Here is a 16,219-nt window from a genome sequence, read left to right on the forward strand (position 1 = left end):
CATCGCGAGCTACCAGCCACCACCCAACGCCAGGAACAAGCCGATCTGCCCCATCGCCACCTGGGTATTGGCCGCCGCCAGTTGCGCGCGCATCTCGGTGTAGGTGCGGGTCGCCTGCAGGTCCGCCAGGAACGACTCACGCCCGGCCTGGTAAAACCTATGGGTCTGGTCTGCCGCCAGTTGCGCCGAACGCTCGGCATCGGCCAAGGCATCGCGGCGCTCCAGCAAGGCGCTGTATTGCGCAAGGCTGGTCTGGGTTTCGCGAATGGCGTTGAGCACCACCCCGTCAAAATGCGCCAGCGCCGCCTGGGTCGAAGCTTGCGCCTCACGGATGCGCGCCCGCGAACCGTTGGTCGGTACATTCCAGGTCAGCAGCGGGCCGAAGCCCCAGCGGTTGGTCGCAGGTTTGCCGAGGTTTTCCAGGATACCGATGGTGCCCACCTGGGCACCGATGCTGATGTCCGGATACAACTGCCCGGTGGCTACGCCGATAGTCGCCGTGGCCGCGGCCAGGCTGCGTTCGGCCTGGCGGATATCCGGACGGCGCTTGAGCAGCGCGGCGCCATCGCCCACTGGCAGCACCTGGGCGATATGCGGCAGCTCGGCGCAATCGGCGGTTCCGGCCGGCAACTGGTTGAGCGGCTTGGCCAGCAGCATCGACAAGGTGTACAGGCCCGCTTCACGCGCAGCCTGGTAACGCGGCAGCTCGGCGCGCAAGGATTTGAACTGGGTTTGCGAGCGGGTCACCTGGGTTTCGTCACCACGCCCGGCATCGCGCAGGCGTTGGGTCAGGGTCACGCTCTGCTGCTGCAGGTCCAGGGACTCATGGGCGATATGGTATTCCTCGTTGGCCGCGCAGACCTGGGTGTAGGCACGTACCACGTCGGCCACCAGGGTGATGCGTGCGGTATCGGCGGCGGCCTGGGTCGCGTCGGCATTGGCCTGGGCGGCCTCGACGCCACGCTTGAGGGTGCCCCACAGGTCGAACTGGTAAGACGCGCTGATGATCGCCTCGCCGATGTTGGCCACCGGCACTTTCTCTGGTTGCAAAAAGGCTTCGCCAGACTCCTGCAAACGCTGGGCACCCAGCTTCACACCGCCGTTCAGGCCACCCTGGGCTTCGGCCTCTTCGACCTGGGCACGGGCCTTGGCGATGTTCGCCGCCGCCACACGCAGTTCGCTGTTGGCCGCCAGGGCCTGGCGCACCAGCTCATTGAGGCGTTCGTCCTGATACAGGTGCCACCAGTCTTTCGGCACGGGCGCCGAGACCACGCTGCTGGCGTCCTGGCGCAGTTGGCCCTGCAAGTCGGCGCGCTGGATCGCGGCATCCTCGGGCACGTTGTAGTCCGGCCCGACCATCTGGCAGGCCGACAGCAGCAGGCTCAAGCCGAGCAGTGACAGCCGTTTCATTGGCCCTTGTCCTCAAGGATCGACACCGTCGCCGTACGCCCGGCGATCATGCGAAAGTCTGCCGGCACCTCATCGAAGGCAATCCGCACAGGGATCCGCTGGGCCAGGCGCACCCAGCTGAACGCCGGGTTGACGTTGGGCAGCAGGTTGGCGCCGCTGCTGCGGTCGCGGTCCTCGATACCGGCGGCAATGCTCTGCACCCGCCCGCTCAGGCGGGTGTTGTCGCCGAGCACGCGGATATCCACAGCCTGGCCGATGTGAATGCCGGCCAGCTTGGTTTCTTCGAAGTAGCCATCGACGTGGTAGGAGTCGCTGTCGACCACCGACAGCACCGGCCGCCCGGCACTGACAAACTCGTGGGCACGCGGTGCGCGGTCGTTGAGGTAGCCATCAACCGGGCTGCGCACCACTGAACGGTCGAGGTTCAACTGCGCAGCATCCACCGCCACCTGGGCTTCGGCCAGGGCCGATTCAGCGCGGGCCTGGCGCGACTGGCTCTCTTCCAGTTGCTCGGCGGCCACCAGGTTACCCAGGCCACGATTACGCCGGGCTTCGCGCTGGGCCTGGGCCAGGGTTTCCTTGCGCTCGGCCAGGGTCGCCTGGGCCTGGCGCAGGGCCAGGTGGAAGCGGTCCTGGTCGATGGTGAACAGCACGTCGCCACGCTTGACCACCTGGTTGTCGCGTACCTCTACCTGCTGGATCAAACCGGAAACATCAGGGGCGATCTGGATCACGTCGGCGCGGATGTGCCCATCCCGGGTCCAGGGGGCGAACATGTAGTACATGACCATCTGCCAGACCAACACGGTCGCCAGCGTCACTACCAGCAGGGTCAGGACCACGCGGCCCAGGGTCAACAAGGGTTTTTTCATGGCAGCATCAGGTTTCGGCAAAAGTGATCGACCGTGCCGAGCAGCACGGCGTAAAGCGCAACGTTAAACAACGCCCGGTGCCAGACCAGGCGGTAGAAATGCACGCGGTTGAGCAGCGCGTGCACACCGAGAAACAGCAAATAGGTGACGACCATCATCACCAGCAGCGTGGGCAGGAACACCCCGCTGATATCCAGATCTCCGATCACAGCGGCGCTCCATCGATGCCATAGGGCAGTTGTTGCTGATCGTCGGATGGCTCAAGCACCACCTCGACCCCCGGCAACAGCGCCAGGCGCAGGCCGCTCAAGGCGTGCAACAGGTGCACCCGGGCCTCGGCGCTGTCGGCCAGGTCGTTGAGGTTGAGGGCGCGACGGGCGCGCTCCATGCTCTGCAACAGCACCTCGGGCGCGTGCAGCCGACGGCGCGCGTCCAGGCAGGCCTGAAAGTGTTCGCCCACCTCTTCCACCACCCGCTCCAGCAACTGGCGCGGCTGCGCGCCGACCCGTGGCATATAGGCCAGCAGGTCGAGCAGGTTCAGGCCCACGCGCAGGTCTCGCAGGGCGGTGCCGGTGTCCTGGCCGGTCTGGGTCAGGCGCGGCAGTTGCTGCATCAGCCGGTCGAGCATCTGCACGCCCAGGTGCCGGTGCTCAGCCAGCGTGGCCGGCTGGGTCATGCCGACGATGTCGTGCCAGCTGAAACGGGTCAGGCGCTTGGCCGCAAGCTCAACGCCGAACGGGCGCACCACCAGGGTCCAGACGAAGGCGAACAGCAAGCCCACCGGCCCGGCCAGGTTGGCGTTGATGAAGGTCAGGAAGTTGGCGTCGTAGGCGCCCTGGATGCTGATGAACGAGGCGGTGTTGACGATAGTCAGCAAGGTGCCCAGGTAGAAGCGCGGCTGCACGGTCAGGGTGCCGACGCAGATGCACGGTATGGCGAAGGCCAGCACCAGCATCGGAAAGTCATGCAGGTTGGGCAGCACCAGAAACAGGTAAAGGCTGGCAAACAGCACCGACAGCGAAGTCCAGAAGAAGAACCGGTAGATCTGCGGCGCCGGATCGTCCATGGCGGCAAAGAAGCTGCAGGCCACGGCGGCGAGAATCACCGCGCTGCCGCCGTCGCCCCAGCCGAGCAAAATCCACAGGGTGGTGGCAACGATGATCGCGCTGACGGTGGAGAACACCGAGTAGAGCATCAGCCCCCGGTCGAAGAACGGCGTCAGCCGGCCCAGGCGCCAGTGCCGATACACCGCGCGCCAGGGCGAGAGGTCTTCGTTGCGGATGGCGTGCTGCAGGCTACAACAGTCTTGCCACAGGTCGGCCCATTCAGCCAGGCGATAGAGCGCGTTGGACAGCAGCAGCGAGGCGCGCTCATCAAGGGCGGCGGCGCTCGGTTGCATATGTTCGATGTGCGCACGCAACGCCGACCAGCGTGCCGGCGATGGATCCTGCGCGGTGCCCTGCAGCCAGGCGCGGGCTTCGCTCAGCAATGGCTGCAGCTGTTCGCTCTGGGCCGGGGCACGGCCTTCGAGGGCGAGCAAGGCGTCGTCGAGGGCATCGATCACCGGTAGCAGGTGGATCATCCGCCCACGTAGCTCGCGGGCATTCTTCACCGTTTGCGGCCGTGCGCCTTCATGGGACAACTGGCCGATCATCAGCTCCAGCGAGTTGAAGGTGGTGACCATCGAGGCACGCAAGCCGCCGACTTTATCGGCAGTCGCCTCGCGGGCCAGGAAGGTATCGCTGTAGCGGATCGCCTCGTTGAACCAGTTGCCAGTGGCGCCAACCAGCACCGGGGTCAGGCGCCGTGGCCAGAAGATCGCTCCGACCACTGCCGCACAGACGATGCCCAGGCAGATCTCCTGGGCCCGCGACGAGGCAATGTCGAACACTGCCAGCGGGTCGTCGACCACCGGCAGGGCGATCATCGGCAGGGTGTAGCCGGCCAGCATCAACGCATAGCTGTTGGCGGTGCGCAGGTGCAGCGAGAGGAACAGCAAGGTGCCGGTCCACAGCGCCACGGCGACGGTCAAAAGCACTGGCGTCTGCACCAGCAGCGGCACCAGGAACACCGCCCCGGCAGCGCCGAGCAAGGTGCCCATGGCGCGATACAGGGCCTTGGAACTGGTGGGCCCGACGAACGGGCTGGAGACGATATACACCGTAGCCATGGCCCAGTAAGGCCGGGGCAGTTGCATGAGCAAGGCGATGTACAGGGCGATCATCGACGCGGCGAAGGTGCGCACCCCGTAGAACCAGTCGCGCGCCGGCGGCATCGAGCTGAAAAAACCGTTCACGTCGGCACGCCCGGGGTGCGCTGGGCAGCGTCTTCGAAGGCGCGCAGCACACGCAGGGTGGCCAGCAGGTCGGCTTCGTCGATGCCCTGTAGCACTTCGCGGCGCAGGCGCACCAGTTCGCCTTCGATGGCTTCGGCCAATACCCGACCGCTGGCGGTCAGGCTCAGAGCCTTGGCCCGGCGATCGACCGGATCTTCCGTACGGCAGACAAAACCTGCATTGCACAGCTGGTCGAGCAGGCGCACCAGCGACGGGCTTTCGAGCCCCGCCGCCTGGGCTACGGCGACCTGGTGCACGCCATCGCCCAGGCGCACGATCATCAGCAAAGGGACCGCGCAGGCTTCGGAAATGCCGTAGCCGGCCAGGGTCGCCTGGCATATGCGCCGCCAGTGCCGGCCGGCCACCACCATGCCGCTGCTGATGTTGAGTTGCAGTGCGTCGAGGGTCATGAAGGGAGGTTCGTGGCTATATTCATAGTTTGCTAACTATCAATATTCTTCGATCACCGCCCCTGCCGTCAATAGTGGCTGACAAACGTCATGTTCAAGGTTGCAGTTGATCGTCCAGCTTCATGTTCAGCGCCAGCTTGCTGCCCAGGCTGATCGCCTGCTCGCGCCAGAACAGGTAACGCAGGGCGTTGTTGACCTCGCTGAAATGCACCGCCAGCTCTTCGGCAGCCTGCATCACTCCGGCCACGGCGGCCAGTTCCAGCCAGTACACGGCGGCCTTGCTGTCGACGTTGACCGTCAGCCCATGCAGCAGGCGATAGCCGACCTCGAAGCGGCAGCGTGCGTCACCGCGCTGGGCGCCGCGCAGGAACCAGCGGTAGGCCTGCTGCAGGTCGACCTGCCAGTCCTGGCTGTCGCTGTCACAGATTTCTTCTTCGTAGAGATCACCCAACGCCGCGGCGGCGTGTTCCAGGCCACGCTCGAACGCCTGCTGGTAGTACTCTGCCGCACTGGCATAGGCGACCTCCACTCCCTTGCCGAAGTAATGCTGCTGGCCGAGGTTGAACCAGGCTGCGGCACTGCCCTGCAGGGCCGCCATACGCAGCAGGTGCCCGGCCAGGGTCGGGTCGGCGCGCCAGTACTTGCCATTGAGCCAGATCCAGCCCAGGTCGTTGAGCGCGCCGACGTTGCCTTCCAGGGCCTGGGCGCGCAGGTCGTCGTACACCGCCTGCAGGTCGCTGGCTTCGTCCAGGCGGCTGATCAGGGCGAAACTCTCGCCCAGCACTGCCCGCTGGCTGGGCATGCCGACCCCGGCGTACAACCGCTGCAGGCGGCCAGGGCGGCCGGGCGCAGGGATGATCCGCTCGGGCAACAGGCGCTCAAGCAGTGGGTAGATGTTGCTTGCAGCTGACATGTTCGTCCTCATTGAACTACCCACAGATCCAACAGCGGGAGTGATGAGGCGTGATTCTGCGCACGGCCACGACAAAACCTGTCGCGAACGATTCAGTTAGGGCACTCAACTGCTTCATCCTTGATCTGGATACATAAATGGCTAATTGCCATATCACTGCGCTGGCGCCATGCTACAACCGCAAGCCTAGACAAGGACGCCACCTTTTGCCCTCCGCCACGACACGCGCCACCCTCAGCCGCCAATGGGAGTTGCTGCGCCAGTTGCCCAGCCGCTCACCGGGCATTACCAGTGCCGAGCTGGTTGGCCGCCTGCAGGACGCAGGATTCACCATCAGCAAGCGCAGCATCGAACGCGATCTCAACGAGCTTTCGCTGATTTTTCCGCTGGAGCGCAACGACAAGAGCATCCCGTACGGCTGGCACTGGGCAGCCAACGCCTGCATTGAATTGCGCGGTATCAGTGTCAGTGAGGCGCTGAGCCTGGCGCTGGTGGAAGAGGCGGTACGCCCGCTGTTGCCGGGGAGCATGCTCAAGGTGTTGGACCCGCGCTTCAGCCATGCCCGGCAGAAGCTCGAACACCTGTCGGGAGCGAACAAGGTGGCGCGCTGGCTGGACAAGGTCGCCAGCGTACGCCCGGACATGAACATGCAGGCCCCGGAAGTGCCCGACAGTATCCTCGAGACCGTGCAGCATGCGCTGCTTGAGGAATACCAGCTGCACTGCCAGTACTACTCGGCGCACAACGACAAGCTCAGCGAACTGACCCTCAACCCGCTGGCGTTGATTCAGCGCGGCCAGGTCAGCTACCTGATTGCCACCGCTGCGCCCTATACCGACATACGCCAGTTCGCCGTGCATCGCTTTCGCAAACTGCGCATTCTCGACAGCCCCACCGAAGGCCTGCGCGCCTTCGACCTGCAAGCGTACCTGCGCAGCGACGCCCTGCAGTTCGGCGATACCGACAAGATCGAACTGCAGGCCTGGATCAGCGACAACCTCGCCCGCCTGGTGCGCGAGACGCCGCTGTCGGCCGATATGCACCTGACCCCGCTGGACGCCGGGCACCGCCTCAAAGCTACCGTCAGCAACAGCTGGCAGCTGCGCTGGTGGCTACTGAGCCAGGGTGACGGGCTGATCGTCGAGCAGCCCCTGAGCCTGCGCCAGCAAATTGCCGAAACCCTCAACAATGCTGCGGCGCAGTACCAAAGCGCCTGAGCCGCTCAGCGCTGCATGCCCCAGCGACGCACAGTGATGCGCTCCAGGGTGTTGAACACCAGGCTCTCGACCAGCAAGCCGATCAAGATCACCACCGCAAGGCCAGCGAACACCTTATCGGTGTACAGCTCGTTGCGGTTCTGGAAGATGTACCAGCCCAGCCCGCCCTTGCCGCTGGTGGCGCCGAACACCAGCTCGGCGGCGATCAGCGTGCGCCAGGCAAAGGCCCAGCCAATCTTCAGCCCCGAGAGGATCGACGGCAGCGCCGCCGGAATCAGGATATGCACGACCAGGCGCAAGCCGCGCAGGCCATAGTTGCGCCCGGCCATGCGCAGGGTCTCGGAGACGCCGAGAAAGCCGGCGTAGGTATTCAGCGCCAGGGCCCAGAGCACCGAGTGCACCAGCACAAAGATCAGGCTGTTGTCGCCCAGGCCGAACCACAGCAGCGCCAAGGGCAGCAAGGCAATCGCCGGCAAGGGGTTGAACATCGAGGTCAGGGTGCTGAGCAGGTCGCGGCCGAACTGGGTCGACACCGCCAGGCTGGTCAGGCCGAACGCAAGCACGATGCCCAGCAGGTAACCCTTGAGCAGCACCACCAGCGACACCCCAACCTTGGCCAGCAACTCGCCGCTGAGCAGGCCGTCGTACAGGGCCGCGGCGGTTTGTAAAAAGCTCGGCAGCAGCAGGTCGTTGCCCTGATAGCGGGCGATGGCTTCCCAGGCCAGAGCCAGCAGAATCAGGATCAGGCCCTTGCGCAGCCAGCCCTGTTGCCAGAGGCGCTGGCCGAGCGGCAATTGGCGCTCAAGCGGAACGCTGAGCAACGGTTCGAGAACCACTTCGTATTCCTGACGCGGCGTAACAATCGTGGTCATGGCAAAACTCCCGGTCAGTAGGCAATGCGAATGTCGGCGAAACCCAACGCCGGGTCGTGCTCGACCTGGGCATCATCGTCGAACAGCAAGCGGTGGATACGCCGCGCCGAGGCCTGGAAATCACTGGCGCCCAGGCTTTGCAGGTTGTACTGGTGGCTGTGGATTTCAGCGCGTACCCGGCCCGGATGGGGCGACAGCAGGAGGATGCGGTTGCCGACCACCAGCGCCTCTTCGATCGAATGGGTAACGAACAACAGGGTGAAGCGCACCTCTTCCCAGAGCAGCAGCAGCTCTTCCTGCATCTTGCGCCGGGTCAAGGCGTCGAGGGCGGCGAAGGGTTCGTCCATCAGCAGGATCTTCGGCTGCATGGCCAGCGCCCGGGCAATCGCCACGCGGGCTTTCATGCCGCCCGACAGGGTATGCGGATAGGCATCGGCGAAACCCGCCAGACCGACCTTTTCCAGGTAGTGCAAGGCGCGCTGCTCAGCCTCCTTGCGCTTGAGCGTGCCGGAGGCGAGCAACGGGAACATCACGTTGTGCTTGACGGTTTTCCACGGCGGCAGCTGGTCGAATTCCTGGAACACCACGATGCGATCCGGGCCCGGGCCCTGCACGGCCTGGCCCTGCAGGCGGATCTGCCCTTCCCTGGGCTCGATGAAGCCGGCCACCGCCTTGAGAAGGGTCGACTTGCCGCAGCCCGAAGGCCCGAGCAGGACAAAGCGGTCGGCTTTGTCCACTTCGAAACTGACCTGGTGGGTAGCCCGCACCACGCGCTGCGTGGTGCGGTATTCAAGGCTTAGGTTATCTACCTGCAGCAGCGGCGGCGTGGCGACGCTGCTCAGCTTGCTGACCGTGTGGCCTGGCAATGGGGTGTTCATCCGGTCAGCTCCCTTGCAGCGGTTTCTCGTCCTGGAAGAAGTAGTCTTTCCAGGATTCGGGTTTGTGCTTGATCGCGCCCACGCGGTAGAGGAATTCGGCCAGCGGGTAGGTGTTTTTCGGCGTCACGCTGAACTCGTACTGCGGGTTGTCGATGATCTTCAGCAACGCCTCGCGGTCGATCTTGGCCTTGGTCACGCGAATGTAGGTGTCAGCTGCGGCTGCCTTGTCGTTCTGGGCAAACTCGGCGGCTTCAGCCAGGGCATCAACAAAGGCTTTGTAGGTCTTGGGGTTGTCGTTGCGGAATTTTTCGGTGGCGAACAGCACGGTCGGCGAGTTCGGGCCGAGCAGGTCGTAGGTGTTGAGCACCACGTGCACGTCCTTGTTGGCCAGCACCTGGTCCTGGAACGGCGGGTTGGAGAAGTGCGCGTTGAGCTCGGTGCCGCCGGCCAGCAAGGCCGCAGTGGCATCCGGATGAGGGACGGCCAGGGTGTATTTGTCGAGGCGGTTGTATTCCTTGTCGCCCCACTGCTTGGCGGCGGCGTACTGCAAGAAGCGCGACTGCACCGAGACACCCACCGCCGGCAGGGCGATGCGGTCTTTCTCGCTGAAGTCGGCGATGGTCTTGACCTTCGGGTTGCTGCTCACCAGGTAATAAGGGAAGTTGCCCAGCGAAGCCACGGCCTTGACGTTCTGCCGGCCCTGGGTGCGGTCCCAGATGGTCAGCAGCGGGCCGACGCCGGCACCGGCGATGTCCACCGAGCCTGAGAGCAAGGCGTCGTTGATCGCTGCGCCGCCCGACAATTGCGTCCAGTCGACCTTGATGTCGATGCCCTGCGCCTTGCCGTGTTTTTCGATCAGGTTCTGATCGCGTACCACGTTAAGCAGCAGGTAAACGATGCCGAACTGCTCGGCAATGCGGATTTCACCTTCGGCCTGGGCCGTGGCCGGCGCCACCAGGCTGCCGGCGAGCAGGCTGGCACCCAGGCCGATACTGGCCGCCAGGCGGCTGATTGATTTGCGCATGCTGTACTCCTCGAAAGATCAGAACGGGGCATCGCCCTGGATGGTGGTGCGGTACAGCTTGCGGCGCAGGTGCGCAGGGCAGCCGCTGGCCAGGTGGATCAACGAGCGGTTGTCCCAGAACACCAGGTCATGGGGCTGCCATTGATGGCGGTAGATGTTCTGCTCGAGCACGCTGTGGGCGTAGAGCTCGGTCAGGATCTGCCGGCTTTCATCGTCGGGCAGGCCAACGATGCGGGTGGTGAAGCCTTCGCTGACAAACAGCGCCTTGCGGCCGTTTTCCGGGTGGGTGCGCACCACCGGGTGAATCACTTCCTGCACCTGCGCCAGTTGCTCGGCAGTCAGGGTCGGGCGCCAGTTGCCTTCGAACTTGGTCTCGCTGTAGCGAGCGGTATAGGAATGCGCGGCGCTGCGGCCTTCAACGGCTTTGCGCAGGGCCTCGGGCAGGCCGTCCCAGGCTTTGTGCATGTCGGCGAACAGGGTGTCGCCGCCTTCGCTGGGCAGCTCCTGGGCGTGCAGCATCGAGCCCAGGCTTGGCAGTTCCTTGTATGACAGGTCCGAGTGCCAGAACTTGCCGGCGTCGCCCAGGCCAATGTTCTGCCCGTTCTCGACGATGTTGGAGACGATGAGGATTTGCGGGTGGCCGCTGAGCAGGAACTGCTTGAGCACGTGGATCTGCAGCTCACCAAAACGGCGGCTGAAGGCGATCTGTTGTTCGGGGCTGATGCGCTGGTCGCGAAACACCAGCACATGGTGGTCGAGATGAGCCCGGTGGATCCGGGTGAAATCTTCGCCGCTGACGGGTTTGCTCAGGTCCAGGCCGATGATCTCGGCGCCGACGGCACCGCTGAACGGCAGGATTTCGAAGGCTTGCTGCTGTGCGCTGTCGATGGACGACAAGGCGTTAGAGGCCGCTGACATGATTCACTCCCACGCAGAGCGCGCCCAAAGGTGCGCGCATCGATCAGAAACTCACGGTGTTCCGTGTTGGTTCGGTCGTGCGGCGCGCCGATTGGTCGGCAGGTACGCAGGGGATCGACTATAAAGTCATAAGAGGAAGAATTTAAATATCTTTAGTGCATAAGCATATGGTGAGGTTGCGGGCCTCTTCGCGGGGCAAGCCCGCCCCTACACACCCCTGTAGGAGCGGGCTTGCCCCGCGATGCTGTCAACGCTCGCGCAGCGCTTCGGCCCGGGCGCGGATGATCGGCTTGAGCAGGTAGCTCAGCACGCTCTTCTTGCCGGTGATGATGTCCACCGAAGCGACCATCCCCGGGATGATCAACAGCGGCTTCTCGTCGGTGCCCAGGTGGCTGCGCTCGGTGCGCAGCTTGATCACGTAGAAGGTGTTCTTGTCTTCGTCGGTGATGGTGTCGGCGCCGATCTGTTCGAGCTTGGCCTTGAGGCCGCCGTAGATGGTGAAGTCATAGGCGGTGAACTTGACCATCGCCTCCTGCCCCGGGTGCAGGAAGGCGATGTCTTGCGGGCGGATGCGCGCTTCGACCAGCAGGGTGTCGTCCAGCGGGACGATTTCGACCAGGTCGCTGCCCGGCTGGATTACACCGCCAACGGTGTTGACCAGCAGCTGCTTGACGATACCGCGCACCGGCGAGGTCACCAGGGTCCGGTTGACCCGGTCGTCCAGGGCCTTGCCGGTGGCCTGGGCCTTGCTCAGGTCGGTGCGCGCCTCGTTAAGCTGGGTCAGGGCTTCGCTGCGGAACTTGCCGCGGGTCTCGTCGATCTTGCGCTCGACTTCCTTGATCGCCGATTCGGCCCGCGGGATCGCCAGCGAGGTGGCATCCAGCTGGCCGCGGTTTTCAACCTCGGCACGCTTGAGGCGCAGCACTTCAACCTGGGAGATTGCGCCCTGGGCCACCAGCGGCTCGGACATGCTGATTTCCTGGCGCAGCAGCTGCAGGCTGTTGCGGTACTGGCCCTGCTTGGAACTGAACTCGCGCAGCTCTTGCTGGCGCTGTACCAGTTGCTCCTGCAGGCCGCCGATTTCGTCTTGCAGTTGCTGGCGACGGCTCTGGTACAGGGATTCTTCGTTGGCGGCCTGGCTTGGCGCAGCCTTGCGGATTTCTTCGTCGATCTTCAGCGGCCGGTCTTCAACCTCGGCGCTCAGGCGCTCGACGCGCAGGGCCATGGCCAGGCGATCAGCCTCAGTCTCGCCGACATTGGAGACAAAACGGGTGTCGTCCAGGCGCAGCAAGGGGTCGCCGACTTCGACGATCTCGCCTTCTTTGGCGTAGATCTGCGCGACGATGCCGCCTTCCAGGTTCTGGATCTTCTGCAGTTTCGACGACGGAATCGCCTTGCCTTCGCCACGGGTAACTTCGTCGATAATGGCGAAGTTGGCCCAGAGCCCGAGGAACAGGAAGAATCCGATTACCCCCCAGATGGTCAGGCGCACGATGCGCGGCGCATCTTCGATCAGCGCCTTGTTGACCTCGGGCAGCGGCTGGCCGCTGAGCGATTCGGAACCTTTGAAATACCTGCGCAGGCTGTCCTTGATCTGGCCCATATCCATCTTAAGCAACACTGATCTGCCCCTTCTTCAGCGCATCCATGACGGCGGCTTTCGGGCCATCCGCGACTATCTGCCCGCGATCGACAACGATCAGGCGGTCGACCAGTGACAACAGCGAAGCCCGGTGCGTCACCAGGACCACGGTCTTGTTCTCGATAACCGCTTGCAGGCGTTGCTTGAGGCGTTCTTCACCGGTGTTGTCCATGGCGCTGGTCGGTTCGTCGAGCAGCAGGATCTGCGGGTTGAGCAGCAAGGCGCGGCCCAGGGCAACGTTCTGCCGCTGGCCACCGGAAAGATTCTGGCCACGCTCGCCGACCTGCAGCTCGTAACCTTGCGGGTGCAGCCGGGCGAATTCGTGAACCCCGGACAGCTCGGCCGCCTGCAGGACCATTTCGTCCTCGACATAGCGCGCACCGCTGACCAGGTTGTCGCGCAGGGTACCGGCCAGCAGCTGGATGTCCTGGGGCACGTAGCCGATGTTGTGGCGCAACTCGCTGACGTCGATCTGGCGGATGTCGACGCCATCGACCAGCAACGAGCCGGCATCGGCTTCATAGAGGCCGACGATGAGTTTGGCCAGCGAGCTCTTGCCCGAGCCGCTGCGACCGATGATGCCGATTTTCTCGCCGGGGCGGATCGACACATTGACGCCCTTGAGCGCCAGGTTCTGCTGGTTGGGATAAGTGAAATCGACGCCGCGAAACTCGATGGCGCCCTGCAGTACCTGACGGCTCAGCGGGCGCTCTTCGAAGTTGCGCTCTTGCGGCAGCTCCATCATCTGGTCGGTGGAGACCATGGTCACCTTGGCTTGCTGGTAACGGGTCAGCAAACCGGAAAGCTGGCCCAGTGGGCCGAGGGCCCGGCCACTGAGCATGTAGCAAGCGATCAGGCCGCCCATGCTCAGATTGCCGGCCATGATCTGGTAGACGCCAGCACAAATCAGCGCCACGCCGGCCAGTTGCTGGATCAGCAGGGTAATGTTCATCGCCAGGCCCGAGAGCACCTTGACCCGCAGCTCGAGGCGGCTGAGGGTGCCGATGGTCTGCTCCCACATGTACTGGCGTTCGCTTTCGGCGTTGTTGACCTTGACCGCATCGAGCCCGGCGAGGGTTTCGATCAGGCTCGACTGGCGCTCGGAGGCCAGGGCCATGGTCCGCTCCAGGGTCGCCACCAGCGGCTTTTGCAGGGCGTAGCCGATACCCAGGGCCAGCGGGAAGGCGATGATCGGAATCCACACCAGGTGCCCGCCAATGATGGCGATCACCAGCAGGATCAACAGGGTGAACGGCAGGTCGATGAGGCTGGTCAGGGTCAGCGAGGCAAGAAAATCGCGCAGGCCCTGGAATTCATGAATGTTCTGGGCAAAGCTGCCGACCCGTGCCGGCCGGTACTTCATGGCCATGCCGACGATGCGTTCGAACAGCGTCGCCGAGATGATCAGGTCGGTCTTCTTCCCGGCCAGGTCCAGGCACAAACTGCGCAGGCCCTTGAGAATCAGATCGAAGATGTAGGCACCGGAAATCCCCAGGGCCAGGACCCACAGGGTCGAGGTGGCCTGGTTGGGCACCACGCGGTCGTAGACGTTCATCACGAACAGCGGCGCGGCCAGGGCGATCAGGTTGATCACCAGGCTTGCGGCGATGGCGTCGATGTACAGCCAGCGGCTGCGCTTGAGGGTGTCACGGAACCACGAACGCGCACGCGGAATCAGGTTGCCGTGGTTGACGTCGAACTTGTGCTGCGGCTGGGCGAAGAACACCCGGCCACTGTAGTCGCTCAGCAACGCTTCGCGGCTGACGTGCACCTCGCCGCCGTCGCTCTCGCTGAGCAACAGGCGCGCGGTGTCCTCATTCTCCCAACCGAGCAACACCGTGCTGCGACCGTCCTTGAGCAGGAGCATCGCCGGCATGGCGATGCTCGGGATCTGCTCCAGCTTGCGTTGCAGCAAGCGCCCCTGCAGGCCGGCACGGGCCGCCGCACGCGGCAGCAGCTCCGGGCTCAGGCGCTGGGCCGGCAACGGCAGGCCGGTGGTCAGCATGGCCCGGCTGGCGGGCTTCTGGTGCAGCACGCAGAGAGACAGCAGGCTGTCCAGCAACGGATCGTCGTGCTGACTGCGTGGATCATGGCTGAGCTGGACTCGACTGACTTCTGATTCCACGCGGGCTCTCTTAACGGTTGCGGTTGGCTATAACAGTGAACCTCAGTTCATGCCTGGCAGGTTCACTTTCGGTTTAAGGTCGTTCTGCACCACGGAGGCCATCGGTGCGACAACACCCTGGCTCTTGAGCAGTTGACCAATGGTCGCTTTGATTCGGTACTGAGTAAACACTTGGCTGTTCTTCACTTCAGCCAGACGGCGCTGGGCAGTGAAGAGTTCATTCTCGCTGTCGAGCAAGTCTAGCAAGGTACGTTCGCCCAGGCTGAACTGCTTCTGGTAGGCGCTGCGCACACTGTTGCTGTGATCGACGTATTGCTGGGCGATCGGCACCTGCGCATTGGCGTTGTCCATAGCGTTCCATGCCAGGCCGAGCTCCTCATTGAGCTGGCGCAAGGCATTGTTGCGAATGTCCAGCGCCTGATTGGTCAGGTACGACTTGGATTCCAGGTCGGCCTTGTTGCTGCCGCCGGCATACAAGTTGAAACTCATACGCAGCATAGCCTGCCATTCGTTGTTGTGGCCGTTCATGCCATCCAGATCGTTATCGGCCGTCCGTCCGAGTTCTGCATCAAAACGCGGATAGAAAGTAGACTTTGCAGCCTCGTATTGCTTCTCCGCCGCGGCGATATCGGACTCTGCCGAACGCAGGATCGGGCTGCTCTCGACCATCTGCTGACGGGCTTCGTCGAGGTTGGCCGGCAACAGGTCGACAAACGGCGCAGGGCTGCTTAACTCGTCCGGCAACTGACCGACCACGCTCAGGTAGTTGGTCTTGGCATCGGCCAGGTTGGTCTGCTCGGTGATCAGGTTGTTGCGGGCCTGGGCCAGGCGCGCTTCGGCCTGGTCAAGGTCGGCCAGGCGGCCGACACCACGGGCAGTGCGCAGCTTGATCTGGTCATAGATGCGTTCGTGGCTACGCAGATTGTCTTCTGCCAGGCGGACCATCTCGCGACGGGTCAGGACGTCCAGGTAAACCTGGGCAACGGTCAACGCGGTGCGCTCGGAGGCGCCCAGCAGCGAGTAGGCGCGGGAGTTGACGGTGGCTTGCTGACGGCCAACTTCACTCGAGGTGGCAAAACCGTCGAAGACCATCTGCCGCAGGCGCACGCTCGACTCACCACGGTTGAGGGTTTCCCAGCGGTTGCCGGTGCTCGGGCTGTCGGTACCTTCACGGCCATAACCGGCGAGCACATCGACACGTGGCAGGTAACCACCCTTGGCGGCGCGCAGTTGGTAATCGGCAGCGATTCGGCTGTTAACCCCGGCCTGGATTTCCGGGTGTACCTCGAGGGCTTTCTGCATGGCCTCTGGCAGGCTCTGTGCTTGAACGAAACTGGTGGCGAGGACGAAAGGAAGAGCAGTGAACAGTGACGCGCGCATTTAACTTTTTTCCCAGGGACGTCTTGTCCCAAATCACAGCAGAAATCGTTGCTGCATTAGAAAATGGCAACCGGAATGACCTTATGTCGGAAACTTCCGAAGGGGTACTTGGTTCGTACGGAGGAAGAGTGGCAGCCGCTCAAATATCAATGTGACATTACGGTGCTGATTGTTTAGGATGGCAGCAGGAAGGTCAATACTTTGGCATAAACTTAATAGCCAA

The 16,219-nt window shown here is 63.6% G+C and carries 14 protein-coding genes; 1 reads left to right on the plus strand and 13 read right to left on the minus strand.

Annotation, left to right across the window (positions count from 1 at the left end; all coding sequences use genetic code 11):
• Positions 1 to 9: 9 nt before the first annotated feature.
• The 6 genes from BLR26_RS02440 to BLR26_RS02465 all read right to left on the minus strand — a co-directional run bounded on the left by BLR26_RS02440 (position 10) and on the right by BLR26_RS02465 (position 5,940).
• The gene (locus BLR26_RS02440) at positions 10 to 1,410 is read right to left on the minus strand and encodes an efflux transporter outer membrane subunit (RefSeq protein ID WP_093377451.1); all 1,401 of its coding nucleotides are present in this window, start codon (positions 1,408 to 1,410) and stop codon (positions 10 to 12) included.
• Positions 1,407 to 2,282 carry an efflux RND transporter periplasmic adaptor subunit gene (locus BLR26_RS02445; protein ID WP_093377456.1) on the minus strand — a complete coding sequence of 292 codons (876 nt, stop codon included), beginning with the start codon at positions 2,280 to 2,282 and terminating at the stop codon, positions 1,407 to 1,409. Before BLR26_RS02445 ends, BLR26_RS02440 begins: the two co-directional genes overlap by 4 nt.
• The gene (locus BLR26_RS02450) at positions 2,279 to 2,491 is read right to left on the minus strand and encodes a DUF1656 domain-containing protein (protein WP_045201729.1); all 213 of its coding nucleotides are present in this window, start codon (positions 2,489 to 2,491) and stop codon (positions 2,279 to 2,281) included. The genes BLR26_RS02445 and BLR26_RS02450 overlap by 4 nt, the downstream gene beginning before the upstream one ends.
• On the minus strand, positions 2,488 to 4,578 hold the full coding sequence (locus BLR26_RS02455; protein ID WP_093377461.1) for an FUSC family protein: 2,091 nt from the start codon (positions 4,576 to 4,578) through the stop codon (positions 2,488 to 2,490). Before BLR26_RS02455 ends, BLR26_RS02450 begins: the two co-directional genes overlap by 4 nt.
• A complete protein-coding gene (locus tag BLR26_RS02460) occupies positions 4,575 to 5,027 on the minus strand; it encodes a MarR family winged helix-turn-helix transcriptional regulator (RefSeq protein WP_045201724.1) in 453 nt (150 codons plus the stop codon). The genes BLR26_RS02455 and BLR26_RS02460 overlap by 4 nt, the downstream gene beginning before the upstream one ends.
• A 94-nt stretch (positions 5,028 to 5,121) precedes the next feature.
• Positions 5,122 to 5,940, minus strand: a complete 819-nt coding sequence (locus BLR26_RS02465; RefSeq protein WP_045201722.1) for a tetratricopeptide repeat protein — start codon at positions 5,938 to 5,940, stop codon at positions 5,122 to 5,124.
• Positions 5,941 to 6,146: 206 nt separating this feature from the next.
• Between BLR26_RS02465 and BLR26_RS02470 the strand changes: the two genes are divergently transcribed.
• Positions 6,147 to 7,157, plus strand: coding sequence for a helix-turn-helix transcriptional regulator (locus BLR26_RS02470; RefSeq protein ID WP_045201720.1), 1,011 nt, complete (start codon positions 6,147 to 6,149; stop codon positions 7,155 to 7,157).
• A 5-nt stretch (positions 7,158 to 7,162) separates the two neighbouring features.
• On the opposite strand, the gene BLR26_RS02475 is transcribed toward BLR26_RS02470, so the two are convergent.
• The 7 genes from BLR26_RS02475 to BLR26_RS02505 form a co-directional block, all read right to left on the minus strand.
• Complete coding sequence (locus BLR26_RS02475) at positions 7,163 to 8,029, minus strand: ABC transporter permease (RefSeq protein WP_093377466.1); 867 nt, start codon at positions 8,027 to 8,029, stop codon at positions 7,163 to 7,165.
• Between the two features lie 14 nt (positions 8,030 to 8,043).
• Entirely contained in the window at positions 8,044 to 8,907 is an 864-nt protein-coding gene (locus tag BLR26_RS02480) for an ABC transporter ATP-binding protein (protein WP_093377471.1), read from the minus strand.
• A 4-nt stretch (positions 8,908 to 8,911) separates the two neighbouring features.
• Positions 8,912 to 9,931, minus strand: a complete 1,020-nt coding sequence (locus BLR26_RS02485) for an ABC transporter substrate-binding protein (protein ID WP_093377476.1) — start codon at positions 9,929 to 9,931, stop codon at positions 8,912 to 8,914.
• Between the two features lie 18 nt (positions 9,932 to 9,949).
• Positions 9,950 to 10,849, minus strand: coding sequence for a TauD/TfdA dioxygenase family protein (locus BLR26_RS02490; RefSeq protein WP_045201711.1), 900 nt, complete (start codon positions 10,847 to 10,849; stop codon positions 9,950 to 9,952).
• A gap of 247 nt (positions 10,850 to 11,096) precedes the next feature.
• The gene (locus tag BLR26_RS02495) at positions 11,097 to 12,458 is read right to left on the minus strand and encodes an HlyD family type I secretion periplasmic adaptor subunit (RefSeq protein ID WP_176794307.1); all 1,362 of its coding nucleotides are present in this window, start codon (positions 12,456 to 12,458) and stop codon (positions 11,097 to 11,099) included.
• 1 nt (position 12,459) lies between these two features.
• Positions 12,460 to 14,616: a type I secretion system permease/ATPase gene (locus BLR26_RS02500; RefSeq protein ID WP_045201708.1), complete on the minus strand. Its 2,157-nt coding sequence runs from the start codon at positions 14,614 to 14,616 to the stop codon at positions 12,460 to 12,462.
• Positions 14,617 to 14,658: 42 nt separating this feature from the next.
• Positions 14,659 to 15,996: a TolC family outer membrane protein gene (locus tag BLR26_RS02505; RefSeq protein WP_045201706.1), complete on the minus strand. Its 1,338-nt coding sequence runs from the start codon at positions 15,994 to 15,996 to the stop codon at positions 14,659 to 14,661.
• Positions 15,997 to 16,219 lie beyond the last annotated feature (223 nt).

Source organism: Pseudomonas sp. UC 17F4, assembly GCF_900101695.1.
In the GTDB taxonomy this organism is placed as follows: Bacteria; Pseudomonadota; Gammaproteobacteria; order Pseudomonadales; family Pseudomonadaceae; genus Aquipseudomonas.

What these genes read in the sequence shown, in the direction of transcription:
- BLR26_RS02440 (WP_093377451.1), bottom strand. Translation starts at nt 1,410, where the DNA reads ATGAAACGGCTGTCACTGCTCGGCTTGAGCCTGCTGCTGTCGGCCTGC.
- BLR26_RS02445 (WP_093377456.1), bottom strand. Translation starts at nt 2,282, where the DNA reads ATGAAAAAACCCTTGTTGACCCTGGGCCGCGTGGTCCTGACCCTGCTG.
- BLR26_RS02460 (WP_045201724.1), bottom strand. Translation starts at nt 5,027, where the DNA reads ATGACCCTCGACGCACTGCAACTCAACATCAGCAGCGGCATGGTGGTG.
- BLR26_RS02465 (WP_045201722.1), bottom strand. Translation starts at nt 5,940, where the DNA reads ATGTCAGCTGCAAGCAACATCTACCCACTGCTTGAGCGCCTGTTGCCC.
- BLR26_RS02475 (WP_093377466.1), bottom strand. Translation starts at nt 8,029, where the DNA reads ATGACCACGATTGTTACGCCGCGTCAGGAATACGAAGTGGTTCTCGAA.
- BLR26_RS02480 (WP_093377471.1), bottom strand. Translation starts at nt 8,907, where the DNA reads ATGAACACCCCATTGCCAGGCCACACGGTCAGCAAGCTGAGCAGCGTC.
- BLR26_RS02485 (WP_093377476.1), bottom strand. Translation starts at nt 9,931, where the DNA reads ATGCGCAAATCAATCAGCCGCCTGGCGGCCAGTATCGGCCTGGGTGCC.
- BLR26_RS02490 (WP_045201711.1), bottom strand. Translation starts at nt 10,849, where the DNA reads ATGTCAGCGGCCTCTAACGCCTTGTCGTCCATCGACAGCGCACAGCAG.
- BLR26_RS02495 (WP_176794307.1), bottom strand. Translation starts at nt 12,458, where the DNA reads ATGGATATGGGCCAGATCAAGGACAGCCTGCGCAGGTATTTCAAAGGT.
- BLR26_RS02505 (WP_045201706.1), bottom strand. Translation starts at nt 15,996, where the DNA reads ATGCGCGCGTCACTGTTCACTGCTCTTCCTTTCGTCCTCGCCACCAGT.